The organism is Bradyrhizobium sp. HKCCYLRH3059 (assembly GCF_051168035.1).
In the GTDB taxonomy this organism is placed as follows: Bacteria; Pseudomonadota; Alphaproteobacteria; order Rhizobiales; family Xanthobacteraceae; genus Bradyrhizobium.
The window spans coordinates 43006-58345 of sequence record NZ_JBNPUF010000017.1 but is presented as its reverse complement, the minus strand read 5'-3'; the positions used below and the strand labels follow the sequence as shown (position 1 = coordinate 58345).

Genomic DNA, 15340 nt, shown 5'->3' with positions numbered 1-15340 from the left:
CCGCTACGACCGCCCGGATGGGCACATCAAACCGCCCGAACGAACTCAGATCTGGATAAAACTTGGGGGCAAGGTCATCCCAATTTAAGGGGAGATTCTAACTCAAATCGAGGGACAGCTGAAGGGGCGGTAGGGCGAATGATGGTCAGCGATGAGAGGCGATGGCAGGCGAGAGTGCACGAAGCGATAATGTGCTGACTCAACAGCGTTTATTTGCGCTGTTGATGATCGTCGGCGATGAGGGGCAATGGTCGGCGAAGACGGCCCTGGCGCGCTCGGAGAGATTCGAACTCCCGACCCTCGGAATCGAAATCCGATGCTCTATCCAGCTGAGCTACGAGCGCGCGATGCGGGCCAAATCTCCCGCGTCACCGGGATACCAGACTTGGATGGCCAAGGCCAGCCTCCGCAGGACATGAACGGTCGTTCGCCGAAGCTGGCGGGGCGTCCATGGATGGCGTCAGAAGCAGGGATGCCGGCGTCGGTCCTGGCCGATATAGGCCGCCGAGCTCTGGTAGCAGTGGTTGGTGGAAGGACCGTCATAGAACGCAAAGCTACCGGGCAGCGGGCCGGGGCCATAATTGTGCAGGAAGCTGATGGCGTAGGGCAGCCCGTAGTGGTGGCGATGATGCCGATGATGGCTGCGCGCCTCGGACGTGGCCGGCACCAGGGCGGCAATTGACACGATCAAGGCGGCGGCGAGGGATGCGAGCTTGCTCATGACTTTTCTTCTCCGGAAAACGACGTCAAGGCCGGCCGTCTGGCTGATAGCCTAACGCGGAAGTGGCGGAAAGGGTGCGCAAAAGGCGATAACCCGTCAAAATTTTGGCCTTTTCCGCGTGCTTAAGAAGATCATGACAAGGTCCGGCAAGTGCCGTCGTGCATTGGGCCCGAGGCGTTGTCGCGACAGCGCCAGAAAAGACCGGGTTTGCCGTCCGATCCATGAATCGCCTGATCCCAAGCGTCGTGCTCCTGCTGGTCGCCGCTAGCCCGGCGCGTGCGGATTTGCACATTACGCGTGACCATGGTGGCTACATCGAAGAGTACAAGGCCAAGTACAGGCACGTCAGGGAAACGCGTCAGCGCGTCATCATCGACGGCATCTGCAATTCCGCCTGCACGCTCGTCTTCGGCTTCGTGCCGCTCAACAGGATCTGCGTCACGCCGAGGGCCAGCCTCGGCTTCCACCAGGCCTATTACGACAAGGCATTCACGTTCGGCATCAAGGTCACCAGCGTGGAGGGGACGTCCGAGCTGATGTCCTATTACCCCGATTCGGTGAAGGACTGGATCCGGCGCAACGGCGGGCTCACCACCGAGATGAAGCGGATCAAGAACGGCATCGAGCTCTGGAAGATCGTCGACCCCTGTCCCGACGTCTGGTGACGGCACCGCCCGCACTGAATCTCTGTCCAAGCAGACCTCTGCCGGCAATCCGGTCGCAAGCCGGCCCGGCGTCCGCGCGGCATTGCCGGTCGCTGCGTCGCGCGGCGGATGCCAGGTCCCGGCTCCCAACCGCACGGCGACAAACGAAACAATCCAGCGCCAGATCGTCCCCACTACCGGGCACTGGATTGTTTCGCCAAGACCATCAGCGAAGGTGACGAGTCGCCTTCGGTCCCGAGCCAGGCAGAATCAGCGCTTGGCCTTCTTCGTCTTCTTGGCCGCTTTCTTGGTGGCCTTCTTGGCCGTCTTCTTCGCAGCTTTCTTGGCCGCCTTCTTCACGGTCTTCTTGGCGGACTTCTTGGTCGCGACCTTCTTGGCCTTGGCGGCGGCCCGCTTGGGTGCAGCCTTCTTGGAGGTCTTTTTCGCGGTCTTCTTGGCCGCTCGTCGGGCCTTAGGTGCCGTCGTGATCACCGGATCCTTCGGCGCCTCGGCGGGCATGCTGGTCTCGGTCACGGTCGGATCAGAGAGTGGAGTGTCGTCCATATCGGGTCCCCCGATTTGTTGGAAACCCTGCGACGATAGCTGGATTCTCTGTGCTGTCAAAGCGCACCCCAACTAATCACTTGTGCGCAAGCTCGCGTAGGCTGCCAGCGCGCGCTCCCGCCCGGGCTTGTGATCCACGATCGGCGCCGGGTAGGTGCGGCCGAGTTCAACCCCGGCCTCGGCGAGCTCGAGCGGCTTCGCCGCCCAGGGCTGGTGGATCAGCGTGGCCGGCAGGCGCGCCAGCTCCGGCACCCAGCGGCGGACATAGGTCCCGCGAGAATCGAATTTTTCGCCCTGCAGCACGGGATTGAAGACGCGGAAGTAGGGCGCGGCGTCGGCGCCCGATCCCGCAACCCATTGCCAACTTGCCGGATTGCTGCCCGGGTCGGCGTCGACCAGCGTGTCCCAGAACCACTGTTCGCCGAGCCGCCAGTCGATCAGAAGGTGCTTCACGAGCAGCGAGGCGACCACCATACGGACGCGGTTGTGCATGCTCCCGGTATGCCAGAGCTCGCGCATCCCGGCATCGACGATCGGATAACCGGTTCGCCCGCGCTGCCAGGCCTGCAGCGCTGAATGATCCTGCGCCCAGGGAAAGGCATCGAAGGCCGGCTGCAGATTGCGGGTTGCGAGGTCGGGATTGTTGTAGAGCAGGTGGCGGCTGAACTCGCGCCAGCCGAGCTCACTCAGGAACTTGTCGATGCCGGCGGCGGAAGCTGGACGCGCGGCGGCGGCAAATCGCGCCGCATGCCAGACCTGGCGCGGGCTGATCTCGCCGAAGCGCAGATGCGGCGACAGGCGGGAGGTCGCCTCGATGTCGGGCCGGTCGCGATCGGCGGCATAGGTCTGCACGGCCGTTTCGAGAAAGCTGGCGAGGCGCGCCTGTGCCGCGCGCTCGCCGGCTTGCCATGACGCCCGCAGGCCGCCGGCCCAGTCGGGCTTGCGCGGCTCGAGCGCGAGCTCACCGATCGGCAAGCTTGCGCCGCCGGGGGCGTGCGACAGCCGGGCCGGCCGCGGCAGCGGCTTCGGCGGATCACCCAGAGTGAGCACACGCTTCCAGAACGGTGTGAACACGCGCGGGCCGCGCCCATCCTTGCCGCGCAACTCGGCCGGATCGACCAGAAGGTCATCGGGAAACACGCGTGAAGAGACGCCGATCTCGGCGAGTGCTGCTTCGACGCCGGCAGCCACGGCGCGGGGGCCGGCCTGCGCGACATCGTTCCAATACACCGCGCTGGCCCTGGTTTGGCGCGCCAGCTCGCCGAGCACCTTGGCCGCGGAGCCGCGCCGGATCACGAGCTCGGCGCCGAGCGCATGTAGTTCGGCCTGGAGTGCACGCAACGATTGCGCGAGCCACCAGCGCGCCGCGCCGCCGAGCGGACGCAACCCAGGGCTTTCCTGATCGTGGACGTAACTACAAACGATCCGAGTGCCCGACTTCGCTGCTTCATGCAACGCGGGGTGGTCAGACAGCCGCAGGCTCTCGCGAAACCATACGATGATGGGGGAGGAGGACATGATCGGGGTATCTTATTGCCGTCTTTATCGAGAGTTCCGGTATTCTACGCTCCGGAAAATAACCGCTTTGAAACCAACTACGGGCAGTTTGAGATTCAGTTGCAGTTCCCCTGGAAGGTTTATCTCGTGTCCGTCAAATTGAAGCTCGGCACCAAGGCGCTGATCGGCGCCGTTGTCGTGATCGCCCTGAACACAGCTCTCGTGGTCGGCGCGGCGTACTGGTCGCTGTCCTCCGATTTCACGGATCGTGCCAAACGCGACATCGAAGGCAATCTGCGCACCTTCGCGCTGACGTTCACCGAAACGTTCGGCGACGCGAAAGTCAGCGTGCAGAACGGCGTCGTTACGCGCATCGAGATTCCGGCGATTCCCGAGATCAAGGATCACGCGATCGTCGATCGCGCGGTGTCCTATGTCGGCGGCAGCGCCACGCTGTTCGTGGTTGATGACAGCGGCCAGTTCGTCCGCCGCTCGACCAATGTGAAGAAGGAGAATGGCGACCGCGCCGTGGGCACCCAGCTTGCCGCGGATCATCCGGCGCAGGCGCTGCTGCGGCGCGGCGAGGCCTACAAGGGCCCCGCGACGCTGTTCGGCAAGTCGTTCATGACCGCTTATTTTCCTGTCACCAATCCGGCTGGAAAGGTGATCGGCATTCTCTATGTCGGCGTGCCCATGGCCGAGCTCGACGCCATGCTGTCGCAGGCGATGCGGACCATGGTCGTCGCCGCTGCGATCGCCGCGCTGCTGGTGCTTGGCTTGACCATGCTGGCGGTTCGCCGCGTCACCAAGCCTCTCGCCGCGGTGACCGACGCGCTCACCGCCATCGCCGAGGGCCGCGAGGACGTTGCGATCAAGTCCGATGACCGCAGCGACGAGATCGGTGAAATCGCCCGCAGCCTTGTCGTGTTCCGCAGTGCCGCGAGCGAGCGGCGCCGAATGCGCGAGGAGCAGACCGCTGCGGCCGCAGCGGCTGTCGAGCAGCGCAAGGCCGAGCTGCAGCGTTTCGTCGATTCGTTCCAGGCCAGCATCGGCGGCATCATCGAGAACGTCTTGACCTCGTCGGGCGAGTTCGAGCGCGAGGCGCGCCAGCTCACCCAGACGGCGCGGACCACCGCCGACCTGTCCGGCCACTCGGCCGGCGCGTCGGAGACCGCATCCGAGCACGTCCGCACTGCGGCTGCTGCCTCGGACGAGCTGTCCGGCTCGATCGCCGAGATCATCCGCCGCGTGCAGGAGTCCAACGCCATCGCCGCCGAGGCGGTCAACCAGGCGACCGCGACCGACCAGCGCATCAAGGAGCTGTCCGACGCCGGCAACCGCATCGGCGACGTCGTCAAGCTGATCACCTCGATCGCCGAGCAGACCAACCTGCTGGCGCTCAACGCCACCATCGAGGCCGCCCGTGCTGGCGATGCCGGCCGCGGCTTCGCGGTGGTCGCTCAGGAGGTCAAGACCCTGGCCGGCCAGACCGCCAAGGCGACGGAGGAGATCTCCAGCCAGATCGCCAACATGCAGACCGTGACCCAGGAATCGGTCGACGCCATCAAGGCAATCGGCTCGACCATCGAGCGCATCAACGGGATCGCCGCCTCGATCTCCGCCGCCGTCGAACAGCAGCGCGCCGCTACGCAGAACATCACCCAGAGCGTCCGCTCGGCCGCAACCGGCACCGCAGAGGTCGTCGAGAACATCCGCAGCGCGGCGCGCGGGGCAGGCGAGACCGGCGAAAGCTCCAACCGGATGTTCGCCTCGGCCCAGGCGCTGTCCGGCGAGAGCCTGCGGCTGAAGGCCGAGGTGCAGAAGTTCCTCGACGGCATGCGCGCGGCCTGACACGGCTGCTCACCCGTAGAGCAATCGTGGCAGGATGGTCACGATGCCCGGAAACAGCGTGAGCAGAAGCACGAAGCCGATCATGATGAGGAGGTAGGGGGCGGTCACGCGCGCGATGTAGCCGAGACCGTCCTCCGTCAGGCCCTGGATCACGAACAGTGCCCGGGACGACAACAGAGATCTGCGCAAGCGTCTCAAGACATGACCTCGCATTCCCGCGGCATGAGCAGCCCGAGTTCTGCGGCCTGTTTACCCTCTGCAAAACGAGAGGGCGCAGGGAATGCCGGGTGAAGGCCTCACCCATGGCCCGCCTGCGAAAAAAATGCAGGCGGCAGGTACCACAGGCAAAGCCGATCAACCGGCATTCCCTGCGCGATGTCTTCACGCTTATACGCAGTCTCCCTGGTGCGCCGGGCGTGTTGGCCACCATGATCCGCGCGGCGCGCTAGCGCCGTCGCGAACGTGACACCAGCTTCGGGGTGTCAGGACGCTGCGACTTCACGTCCGCGATCATGCCGGTCGTCTGCGCGAAACGCGCGTCCGGCATGGTTCGCGGCCACCGCATCCCGCACCGACGTTCGTGACGACGCGTACGTCCCTCTGCATGGGGCAGGACGACGCGGATCATACACGATTTACGAGAAAACGAAAGAGAAAAATTCGGCCTTTTCGAAATTGGCCGGACGACCTCCCGGCGGCGGTCAGGTGTGATTGCTGTCTCCGCGGCCAGGCTCGATCTTCTGATCCGGTCTCTGCAGGGCCGCATACACGGCGCCCAGCACGACGCTATACGCCTCGACCATCGCCAGCGAAAACAGCGCCGGGCCGGCGCCCAGGCCGAGCGACGTTGCGAACGGTCCAAGGCCGATGGCGGGAAACAACCCGATTCCGAGCAGCAACCAGCCGGCGAGCCCGAGCAGGAAGCCTTTGGCGACACCGCTGCCGCCGGGCAGGCGGTGGAAGAAGCGCCCGAACAGCAGGCCGATCAGGAAGGCTCCGTTGAGCTGCGAGAGCAACCACAGCGGCGCCCCATCATGCATCGCTCCGGCGAACAGGGGCGAGAGCGTGTCGAGAAGCGCCGTGGCGGGATCGAACTGCGGCAACAGGTGAAGCCGGCTCTTGAGCTCCATCAGGCCGATATGCGCCAGCGTCCCGCAGCCCGATGCGACCGCCGATGTCCATATCCAGCGATAGCTGCGTATCGTTGTCATCTCCTCAATTCGCCATGGCTCTGCAGTGATCCGTTGATCTTGCTCAAGCACGAAAGCTCGCCGCGCGCTTAGTTTGCGCAAACTCATCGGTGCCACGTCAAGGAGTTCTGCCATGCGATTAGATCCACGCGCGCTGGTCTTCGCGGCCGCAATCGTGACCGTCACCGCCGCACCGGGCGTTGCCCAGCCGGGCGCGGGCGGACCAGGGTGGGGCCCCGGGATGATGATGGGGCCGGGGATGATGGGCGGTCGGGGCTTCGGCTTCCTGTGCAATCCCCGCATGGCCGGATTTGCCGAATGGCGGATGTCGCAGATCGAGGCCGCCATCAAGCCGAACGACACGCAGCGGGCGCGGCTCGATGATCTCAAGGCGGCATCGGCCAAGGCCGCGGAGCTGATCACGAAGGACTGCCCGGCGACGCCGCCGGTCAAGGCGACCGACCGCCTCGCACTGGCGGAGCAGCGCCTCGACACGATGCAGCAGGCGATCAAGATCGTCCGCCCGGCGTTTCAGGCGCTGTACGACTCGCTCGATGACAAGCAGAAGGCGGCCATGGACGCCAGCGGTCCGCGTAACTGGGGCTGGCATCACTGGCATTGGCCGTGGAGCGACGAGTAGCCGAGACCTGGCGCGGCAGTGGCCGCGCGTCTCGCCTTCCCGGCCGCGCGGCCGTCGACCATCGGTGTCGTCCGGGCGGGCTGGGCGCACTGAGCAGGACGGCATTTGACCGTTCACGGCCCTCGTGTTCCGGCGCGGCATGGCGTAAAGCAGCCGGATCGAAACGAGGTTTCCCGTCACTTGTCCTTTCCCACGACGAATCCGCCGCTCGCCCGCGCCCTGGCCGAGCGCAATTATGAGACTCCGACGCCCGTACAGCTCGCCGTGCTTGCACATGACGCCGTCGACCGTGACCTGTTGGTTTCGGCGCAGACCGGCTCGGGCAAGACCGTGGCCTATGGGCTGGCGCTTGCGAAGAACCTGCTCGGCGAGGCCGAGCGGTTTGCGCGGGCGACCGCGCCGCTGGCGCTGATCGTGGCGCCGACGCGCGAGCTTGCCTTGCAGGTGCAGCGCGAGCTCGCATGGCTCTATCAGCACGCCGGCGCGCGCGTCGTCTCCTGCGTCGGCGGCATGGATCCGCGCCGCGAGCAGCGCGAGCTCGAGGCGGGCGCCCATATCGTGGTCGGCACGCCCGGGCGGCTGTGCGACCATCTCCGGCGCGGGCGTCTCGACATCTCGGAATTGAAGGCCGTGGTCCTCGACGAGGCCGACGAGATGCTCAATCTCGGCTTTCGCGAGGACCTCGAGTTCATTCTCGAGACCACGCCGGAAACGCGCCGGACCCTGCTGTTCTCGGCGACCTTCCCGCGCGGCATCGTGGCGCTGGCGAAGCAGTATCAGGACGACGCGTTCCGGATCGAGGTCGAGGGCGACGAAGGCGGGCATGCCGACATCGAGTACCGCGCCATCCGCATCGCCGCCGACGATGTCGAGCACGCGGTCGTCAACGTGCTGCGCTTCTACGAGTCGCCGAGCGCGATCGTATTCTGCAACACCCGCGAGAAGGTGCGCCATCTGCAGGCGGCGTTGCTGGAACGCGGCTTTTCCGTCGTCGCGCTGTCGGGTGAGCTGACCCAGAACGAGCGGACCACGGCGCTGCAGTCGCTGCGCGACGGGCGCGCGCGGGTGTGCGTGGCAACCGACGTCGCAGCACGCGGCATCGATCTCGCCAAGCTCGACCTCGTGGTCCATGCCGAGCTGCCGAACGATCCCGAGGTGATGCAGCATCGCTCGGGCCGCACCGGCCGCGCCGGCCGCAAGGGCGTCAGCGTGCTGCTGGTGCCGCCGGCGCGGCGGCGGCGGGCGGAAACGCTGCTGAACCTCGCCGGCATCGAGGCCGCGTGGGGCGCGGCGCCGCAGGCTGATGAGATCCGCAAGCTCGATCAGGAGCGCATGCTGCACGACCAGGTGTTCACCGAGGAGACGACGGCGGAGGATCTGGCGCTCGCGCAGGCGCTGCTGGCGGAGCGGTCGGCCGAGGACATCGCCGCCGCATTGGCGCGGCTCTATCGCGCGCGGCTGCCGTCGCCCGAGGACATTCTGGATCCGGGCCAGGATCGCGGCCGTGCGCGGGAGGATCGCGGTCGCGACACCGCCAGGCCGGCGCGCGGCGAGGAGCGGCCGCCGTCGCCCCGAACGAAGACAGGAAAGCCGTCGGCGCGCCACGGCATGGGCGAGCCGAGCGTCTGGTTCCGGGCGGCGATCGGGCGCAGGAAGAATGCGGAAGCGCGCTGGCTGCTGCCGATGATCTGCCGCCGCGGCGGCATCGACAAGCACGACATCGGCGCCATCAAGATCCAGGACACGACGACCGAGTTCGAGATCGCCGCGCGCGTCGCCGATGCTTTCACTGCGAACATCCGCCGTCCCGACAAGGAGGACAATATCCGGATCGAGCCGCTGGCGGGCGTGCCCTCGGGGCAGGCGTCGCCGGACAAGCCGCGCGCCGACAAGCGGCCGCCGCGGCGCGAGGCGGACGAGACGGCCTACCATCCGTTGCAGCGCGATGAGCCGCGCGGGGGCAGGGACGCCAAGCCGCGTGGCAAGCCGCATCGCGAGGGGCCGGCGAAACCTGGCCAACAGCTGGCGTTCGCGAACAAAAAGCAGCATCGCGACAAGTCCAGCCACGGCGGACAGACGTATTCAGACAGACCCTCGCGGGCGAAGGCGCCGGGTGGAAAGAAGGCCAAGGCCAAGCGCCGCGGCTGATCGGCCCGGCCCGGGCGGGGGCTGCCGTCGCTCCGCGTCATCGGCAGGTGAACCACCAGGGAGGAGCCGCGCATGAGCCGGTACGCCGTTCTGTATTTCGCGACACTGGCCGTGCTGCTCGGCTTCGACATCCCGTTCCTGAGCATCGTCGCCAGGGGCTTCTTCCAGTCGCAGGTCGGCGAGATGCTGGGCGAGATCCGCCCCGTGCCGGCGGTGCTGTTCTATCTGCTCTATGTCGTGGGGGTGTTGATCTTCGTCAGCGGGACGGCCGATGCGACGTGGCGCTCGACCTTGCTCTACGGCGCACTGTTCGGGCTGTTCTGCTACGCGACCTTCGAGCTGACGTCGCTGGCGATGCTCAAGCAGTGGACCTGGGCGGTCGTGGCGGTCGACATCGGCTGGGGCGTGTTCGTCACTGCGGTGTCGGCGACGCTCGGGCTGCTGATCGCGGACTGGGCGACGCCACGGGGCTAGCACGTTCCTGGGCCTGGAAGGCTGGCGACAGGAGCCGTCGCCCGTGGCATAGTGAGCCTATAACTCACGCGATGGGCCTTGCGATGGCGGTACGAAACGTCGTTCTGACGGACGATCAGGAAAAGATCATCCAAGGTCTGGTGGAGTCCGGCCGGTACCAGAACGCGACTGAGGTGCTGCGCGATGGGCTGCGTTTGATCGAGCAGCGCGAGGCCGAAGATGCTGCACGGCTGAACGGCCTGCGTGAGGCCGCGCAGGCCGGTTTTTCTGCGCTCGATCGCGGCGAGTTCAAGGAGTTCACCAGCATGGACGAGCTTGAAGCCTATCTCAACGGCCTCTCGGACAGGCTTATCAGCCGCGCCGATTGATCGCCGCGCCCGCACGGGAGCATCTGACGATGGAGGAGACGTGGAGAGTTCGTCTCAGTGCCGTCGCAGAGCTCGACTTCGCGAATATCCTGAAATGGACGGTAGAGAACTTCGGTCGCCGTCAGGCCGAAGTGTACCGGGACACGCTGCTGCGCGCGATCGGAGAACTAGCGTATGGTCCCGATGTTGCGGGATCCAGGGCTCGAGATGAGATCATGCACGGCGTTCGCACACTTCATGTCGCACGACACGGCCGCGCTGGGCGCCATCTGCTGCTCTACCGCGTGGGTGGCCGTGGGATCATCGAGATCGGCCGCATCCTGCATGACCGTATGGACCTGCGGCGGCATTCGCCCTTCCCATCCGAGAAGGGCGAATGAACTTGGCCGCTCGAGCACTCACTTCGGCTGCGGCACCACACGCAGATACGGCTTCGGCGCCTTCCAGCCATTCGGATAGATCGTCTTGGCCTCGTCGTCGGACACCGAGCCGGCGATGATGACGTCCTCACCCTGCTTCCAGTCGGCGGGGGTGGCAACGCGGTGCTTGGAGGTGAGCTGCAGCGAGTCGATGACGCGGAGAATTTCCTGGAAGTTGCGCCCAGTGGTCATCGGGTAGACCAGGATCAGCTTGATCTTCTTGTCGGGCCCGATGATGAAGACGTTGCGGACGGTCTGGTTGTCGGCCGCGCTGCGCTTGGACGGATCCCCGGAGATCGCCGCCGGCAGCATGTCGTAGAGCTTGGAGACGTTGTAGTCGGTGTCGCCGATCATCGGGTAGTTCGGCGCGGCACCCTGCGTCTCGCGAATGTCCTCGGACCACTTGGCGTGGTTCTCCACCGGGTCGACCGACAGGCCCATCAGCTTGACGCCGCGCTTGTCGAACTCCGGTTTCAGCCGCGCCAGCGCGCCGAGCTCGGTGGTGCAGACCGGGGTGAAATCCTTCGGATGCGAGAACAAGAGGGCCCAGCTGTCGCCGATCCAGTCGTGGAATTTGATCTTGCCTTCGGTGGTTTGCGCCTCGAAGTCCGGGGCAGTGGAGCCGATCTGGAGAGCCATGGCAGTCCTCAATTCATTGCAGTGGCGGAAATAAATTCTTCTAAACACTATAGGAAATACTGCTCCTCAAGGGAACTGTCTCACGAGAAAGAGAAAAAGATTTCTCTGGAACTCACGGAGCCAACAACTTCTTTTGAGTTCCCGGGCTGCGACGAAACATCCGTGAGACGACCGGTTGCCCAGATTTCGCCATCTGGCGGTCGCAACACGCCGCCCCCTGACGGCCCTCGGCATTGAACCGTGATCGAGGTCACTGCGGCAAATCGGCAACCGATACAAAAACCCACAGCAGCGTTTCGAACCGTTAACCACTCGTTCAGACGCGCGCCGACAAGGTGGGTCAACACAGCAACTGAGAAGAGAACATGGCTACCTCTGCACCAAAAACCATCGGCATCGATGGTCTCGAACCGTCCTCCTGTGAGACCGCGGCTTTCGCGCTCGGCATCGTGCGCGACGGCGTGATCACCGGTGAGGGTCCGACCACCGCGGGACGCGTGCATTTCTCCCGGGTGCTCGATGCCGACGACGTCGCCTGGTGCGTGCGCATCCTCACCGCCGCTGCGGTGAACGATGCCCCGGTGAGCCGTGCCGAAGCCGAGGCCCTGTTCGCGATCGACCAGGCCGCGACCGAACGCAACGATAACGGCCGGTTCGAGGACCTGCTCGCCAAGGCGATTGCGCATCACACCGCCTCCGCATCCGGCCTGCCGGTGCCGCCGCGCAGCGTCGCGCTGGCCGCCGAGACCGACATCGCGAGCTGGGCGCCGGCCAATGCGCGCGGCGTCCGCACCGACGTGCTGGAATGGGTCGCCAAGCAGATGCGCGGCAAGCGCCAGGGCAACCGCGTCCTGAGAGCCATGGTCGCGACGCTCGTCGGCGTCACCGTGCTGCCGCTGGCGCAACTGCCGTCGATGATCGACATCGGGATGTAAGCGCAGCACGCCTCATCCACGAGACCGAGTTCGAGGAGCGCGATGACATCATCGCGCTCTTTTCTTTTCGGCGTATGCGTGGCGTGCGTCGGCTCCTGTAGGCGCAGACCCGCTGCTTGACGAGGCGGACCGGTGGCATTGAAATACTCCGCTGGCGCCGGTGCACCTGCCGTGATTGCGCAGATCGGGGGATATCGTGGAGATCGTGATCCGAAGCCTCGAAGCTTGGCTTTTTGGCTTCGTATGTGCGCTGCCCTACATCTGGAACAGGCGTTACGTTCCGCGGGTGCTCCTGAGCGCGTTCGCGCCGATCCTGTTCCAACTATGGCTGTTGTGGAATCTCAAGGGAGCCTGGTTCGCGGTCGCGCGGGACTTCGCGTTCTCTGGCGATCTTGTGCTGGAAATCTTAGGAGGGATTTGCGCCGCACAGGTGAGGCTTATTCTGGCGCGCTGGGGCTTACAGACCTCGAACGATCGAGGTCTCATCGATCGTTTGCGGAGTTTGCACTCGGTGGTGCTAATGTTGCTGTCGCTCGCTGCTGCTGCCCTGGCGACATACCTCATGCTCGAGTGGACATCCGGGTTCGAATGGCAGCCCTACATCGCGATCGTGATTGCGATCATGTCTGTCGCCATTTGTCTGGCGTGGCTCTATCGGCTCAACACGATCGCGTTTGTCTGGACCGAGGCCGCGGGCGGCTATCTCGGCAGCTTTGTCGCGGCCGTGCATCGCGAATGGGACATCATCACGGCAACTGCGAGTCGCCAGCACTATGATTATGCAATCGAGATGCTCATGATTCCGGAGTACTTCCTATTTGCTGCGGCCGGCGCGCTCGCAGCGGGACTGATGATCGGCTTCTCGTTCGTTGCGCTCAGACTGCAGCGCATGCGGACCACGATAGCTGTCCGTGCGTCTGGCTAGACGAGTGTTTCCTTAGAACCGACGGTGGTTGCTGGGTTGAGCTCTCGCCGTCTCCACGGCTGTCATGCTCCGCGAAGGCGGAGCATCCAGTAGTCCGCGGCAGAAGATATTGAACCGAGACGTCACGGCGTACTGGATCGTCCGCCTTCGCGGACGATGACAGCGGGGGTCTGCACGTCCATATCAATATGGCCAGGACTTTGGAAACGGTCGTCTAGTGCCAATGCGAATTTGCAAGGCGGAAGGAGCCTTTGACCTAGCAAACAAGAATGCCCCGCTTTCACGGGGCACTAAGTCTTTTGGTCTTGGACGGGCGTCGCAACGCCTGACTACTTCGCCGCCGCCTTCTGCTTCGGCGCTTCCTCGTCCAGGCCCACGGTGCGGCCGGGGAAGCCGGCGACGTCGAAATAGCGCTGGGTGCCGACGCGCTGCAGCTTCAGCACGGTCCGCAGGCCGCCGGCGGCCGGGTCCGACTTGATGACGTCCGACGTCGCCTTGGGCGTTGTGCCGTTCGGCATCGCCTCGGTCATGATGCGGCCGATCAGCTTGCCCTTCGGGGCGACCTTGAGGTCGAGCAGCTTCGCCGCGGTGATGCCGACATCGGCATTGCTGACGGGCAGGGGATCGACGAAGCCGGCCTTGAAGTCGGGTCCGATGGCCGCCATGAAGTTGTAGGTGTCGCCGCGGCCGAACGAGCCATGCATGCCCTGGCCCTGGCGCAGCACGGTGTCGGCGACCTCGACCTGGCAGTTGGACGGCTGGTCGCAGTCCGGCGCGACGTAGGAGCGGAAATTGACCACGATCGCCGGGTGCGGCGTCACCGCCTTGCCCTGCAGGTTGATCCGCGACAGCGGCAGCGTGCCGGGAATCTCGCCGAGCTTGTCGTCGACGAAGATGCCGGAGACGTAGTCCTGCGCCAGCAGCGCCTTGACGGTGCGGCGGGCGAGCTTCCTGTCGTTGTTGGGCAGATAGATCAGGTCGGAGCCGCCATTGGTGGCGACGACGAGGTCGGGCTTGGCAGGATCCTTGCCGAGCACGCCGTTGCCGGCCTTCGGGTGCTTGCCCTCAGATACGGCCGCGTTCTTGTCGTTGGGATCGAACAGCGGCAGATCGAGCGCCTTGGCGAGGTCGATCGCCAGGAAGCCCATCGGCAGGAAATCCTTCGGCGTGTCGTCGTAGCCGACCTTGGCCGACGGGCTCGTCTTGCTCTCCTTGGAGATGGTCGAGAAGCCGTGGTCGGCCTGGACCATGATGTTGGTCGAGGCGGCAAGCCCGAGATCGTCGAGCGCCTTGCGCAGCGCCGCCAGATTGTCGTCGGCATTCCTGATGCCGGCCATCGAGGTCGGGCCGTTGATGCCCGGCGTGATGGTGTTGAGGCTGTCGCCGTGATTGTGCTGGCTGCCGTCCGGGTCGCGCGACCAGAACACCAGAACGAACGGCTTGTTGCGGGCCTTGAACATCGGCAGTACCGCCTTGGTGGCGACGTCGACCATGTAGGCCTGCTGCGCGACGTTGGCCGAGGTCGTGCCCGGCGTCTTGGCGTCGCCCGCCTTTCCGTTGTCGCCGCGCGACGGCGTCGCCAGCGGCAGGCCGGCCTTGGTCATGGCGTCCTTGACCTCGTCGGTCACCGGCACGCCATTCTTGTTGCCGGTGGAGTCGTCGATCACGATCGAGGAGGTCGCGCCGGGCTTGCAAGGGCAGCCGGTGTGGTCGAACAGATAGGTCGGGCCGAGCTTGCCGATCGCGGCGGTCGAATAACCGGCCTTGCGGGCAAGCTTCAGGATCGTGTCCTCGTTGAGGTAGTCGCCGTTGAAATGCTCGTCGATGTCGCCGAGCACGGCGTCGTTCTCGATGAAGGGCACGACGGTATCGCCGGCCGGCGCCGAGGTGTAGCCCGTGAAGATCGTGTTCGAGAATGTGCCGGTGTCGCCGAGATAGTGGCCGGTCGCCATGGCCGAGCCGTTGGCCATCGTGAAGGTCGGAAACAGCGAGTGCGAATTCTTGAAGTTGACGCCCTTGTCGCGGACGGCGGCCATGGCCGGGGCGGTCTCCGGCGTCACCTTGAGCGCACGCAGGCCGTCGGGAATGAACAGGATGAGATTATGGGGGGTGGCGTTCTGCGCAAATGCGGCTCCGGACGACAGCAAGGTCAGTCCGGCGCACAGCAGCACGAGCGGGCGGCGCATTGAAAACTCCTGAAGGCATTCGGCGGAATCGCGGCGTCTCGCCGCAGGGAAGAGCTTTAGTTTTGCCGGGTGACAGTTTTGTTACAAGAGGCTCGGAGGCCGCCGGCAGCGCTCAGGACAGGATTTCTTGCGGCGGGCT

The 15340-nt window shown here is 65.2% G+C and carries 15 protein-coding genes, 1 tRNA gene and 1 pseudogene; 9 read left to right on the top strand and 8 right to left on the bottom strand.

From position 1 onward, the window contains the following. Positions 1–267 precede the first annotated feature (267 nt). Both ACQR13_RS32045 and ACQR13_RS32040 read right to left on the bottom strand, forming a co-directional pair. A tRNA-Arg gene (locus ACQR13_RS32045) sits at positions 268–344 on the bottom strand. Positions 345–460: 116 nt separating this feature from the next. Continuing rightward, positions 461–721, bottom strand: coding sequence for a hypothetical protein (locus tag ACQR13_RS32040; RefSeq protein ID WP_315717684.1), 261 nt, complete (start codon positions 719–721; stop codon positions 461–463). A gap of 221 nt (positions 722–942) precedes the next feature. Between ACQR13_RS32040 and ACQR13_RS32035 the strand changes: the two genes are divergently transcribed. Beyond that, positions 943–1386: a hypothetical protein gene (locus tag ACQR13_RS32035; protein ID WP_316165043.1), complete on the top strand. Its 444-nt coding sequence runs from the start codon at positions 943–945 to the stop codon at positions 1384–1386. A 249-nt stretch (positions 1387–1635) separates the two neighbouring features. Here the strand turns inward: ACQR13_RS32035 and ACQR13_RS32030 are convergent, their stop codons facing one another. Continuing rightward, positions 1636–1929, bottom strand: a complete 294-nt coding sequence (locus ACQR13_RS32030) for a histone (RefSeq protein ID WP_315737661.1) — start codon at positions 1927–1929, stop codon at positions 1636–1638. 72 nt (positions 1930–2001) lie between these two features. After that, positions 2002–3447: a cryptochrome/photolyase family protein gene (locus ACQR13_RS32025; protein WP_316203031.1), complete on the bottom strand. Its 1446-nt coding sequence runs from the start codon at positions 3445–3447 to the stop codon at positions 2002–2004. Between the two features lie 126 nt (positions 3448–3573). Between ACQR13_RS32025 and ACQR13_RS32020 the strand changes: the two genes are divergently transcribed. Beyond that, positions 3574–5277 carry a methyl-accepting chemotaxis protein gene (locus ACQR13_RS32020; RefSeq protein ID WP_315717688.1) on the top strand — a complete coding sequence of 568 codons (1704 nt, stop codon included), beginning with the start codon at positions 3574–3576 and terminating at the stop codon, positions 5275–5277. Positions 5278–5286: 9 nt separating this feature from the next. Here ACQR13_RS32020 and ACQR13_RS32015 read toward each other — a convergent pair. Together ACQR13_RS32015 and ACQR13_RS32010 are read right to left on the bottom strand one after the other, a co-directional pair. Then, positions 5287–5436 (bottom strand): annotated as a pseudogene (locus tag ACQR13_RS32015) (C4-dicarboxylate ABC transporter permease); the annotation flags it as partial. A 542-nt stretch (positions 5437–5978) separates the two neighbouring features. Further along, positions 5979–6602, bottom strand: a complete 624-nt coding sequence (locus ACQR13_RS32010; RefSeq protein WP_316203030.1) for a hypothetical protein — start codon at positions 6600–6602, stop codon at positions 5979–5981. Between ACQR13_RS32010 and ACQR13_RS32005 the strand changes: the two genes are divergently transcribed. From ACQR13_RS32005 to ACQR13_RS31985, 5 genes are all read left to right on the top strand, one after another. Next, on the top strand, positions 6601–7107 hold the full coding sequence (locus ACQR13_RS32005; RefSeq protein ID WP_316175958.1) for a Spy/CpxP family protein refolding chaperone: 507 nt from the start codon (positions 6601–6603) through the stop codon (positions 7105–7107). The genes ACQR13_RS32010 and ACQR13_RS32005 overlap by 2 nt on opposite strands. 180 nt (positions 7108–7287) lie before the next feature. After that, on the top strand, positions 7288–9255 hold the full coding sequence (locus ACQR13_RS32000; RefSeq protein ID WP_316203029.1) for a DEAD/DEAH box helicase: 1968 nt from the start codon (positions 7288–7290) through the stop codon (positions 9253–9255). A 72-nt stretch (positions 9256–9327) separates the two neighbouring features. Next, a complete protein-coding gene (locus ACQR13_RS31995) occupies positions 9328–9729 on the top strand; it encodes a DUF2177 family protein (RefSeq protein WP_315754333.1) in 402 nt (133 codons plus the stop codon). An 83-nt stretch (positions 9730–9812) separates the two neighbouring features. Beyond that, complete coding sequence (locus tag ACQR13_RS31990; protein WP_316203028.1) at positions 9813–10097, top strand: type II toxin-antitoxin system ParD family antitoxin; 285 nt, start codon at positions 9813–9815, stop codon at positions 10095–10097. A 29-nt stretch (positions 10098–10126) separates the two neighbouring features. Further along, the gene (locus ACQR13_RS31985) at positions 10127–10477 is read left to right on the top strand and encodes a type II toxin-antitoxin system RelE/ParE family toxin (RefSeq protein WP_315799207.1); all 351 of its coding nucleotides are present in this window, start codon (positions 10127–10129) and stop codon (positions 10475–10477) included. A gap of 18 nt (positions 10478–10495) precedes the next feature. Here ACQR13_RS31985 and ACQR13_RS31980 read toward each other — a convergent pair whose 3' ends face one another. Beyond that, on the bottom strand, positions 10496–11155 hold the full coding sequence (locus ACQR13_RS31980; protein ID WP_315717694.1) for a peroxiredoxin: 660 nt from the start codon (positions 11153–11155) through the stop codon (positions 10496–10498). Between the two features lie 365 nt (positions 11156–11520). Here ACQR13_RS31980 and ACQR13_RS31975 point away from each other — a divergent pair, with 365 nt between their 5' ends. Together ACQR13_RS31975 and ACQR13_RS31970 are read left to right on the top strand one after the other, a co-directional pair. Beyond that, positions 11521–12090, top strand: a complete 570-nt coding sequence (locus ACQR13_RS31975) for a hypothetical protein (RefSeq protein ID WP_315717695.1) — start codon at positions 11521–11523, stop codon at positions 12088–12090. Between the two features lie 196 nt (positions 12091–12286). Next, positions 12287–13015 (top strand): hypothetical protein, encoded by a 729-nt coding sequence (locus ACQR13_RS31970; RefSeq protein ID WP_434863568.1) that lies wholly within the window; start codon positions 12287–12289, stop codon positions 13013–13015. A gap of 329 nt (positions 13016–13344) precedes the next feature. Here ACQR13_RS31970 and ACQR13_RS31965 read toward each other — a convergent pair whose 3' ends face one another. Next, the gene (locus tag ACQR13_RS31965; protein ID WP_316165046.1) at positions 13345–15201 is read right to left on the bottom strand and encodes an alkaline phosphatase family protein; all 1857 of its coding nucleotides are present in this window, start codon (positions 15199–15201) and stop codon (positions 13345–13347) included. Positions 15202–15340: the final 139 nt, after the last annotated feature.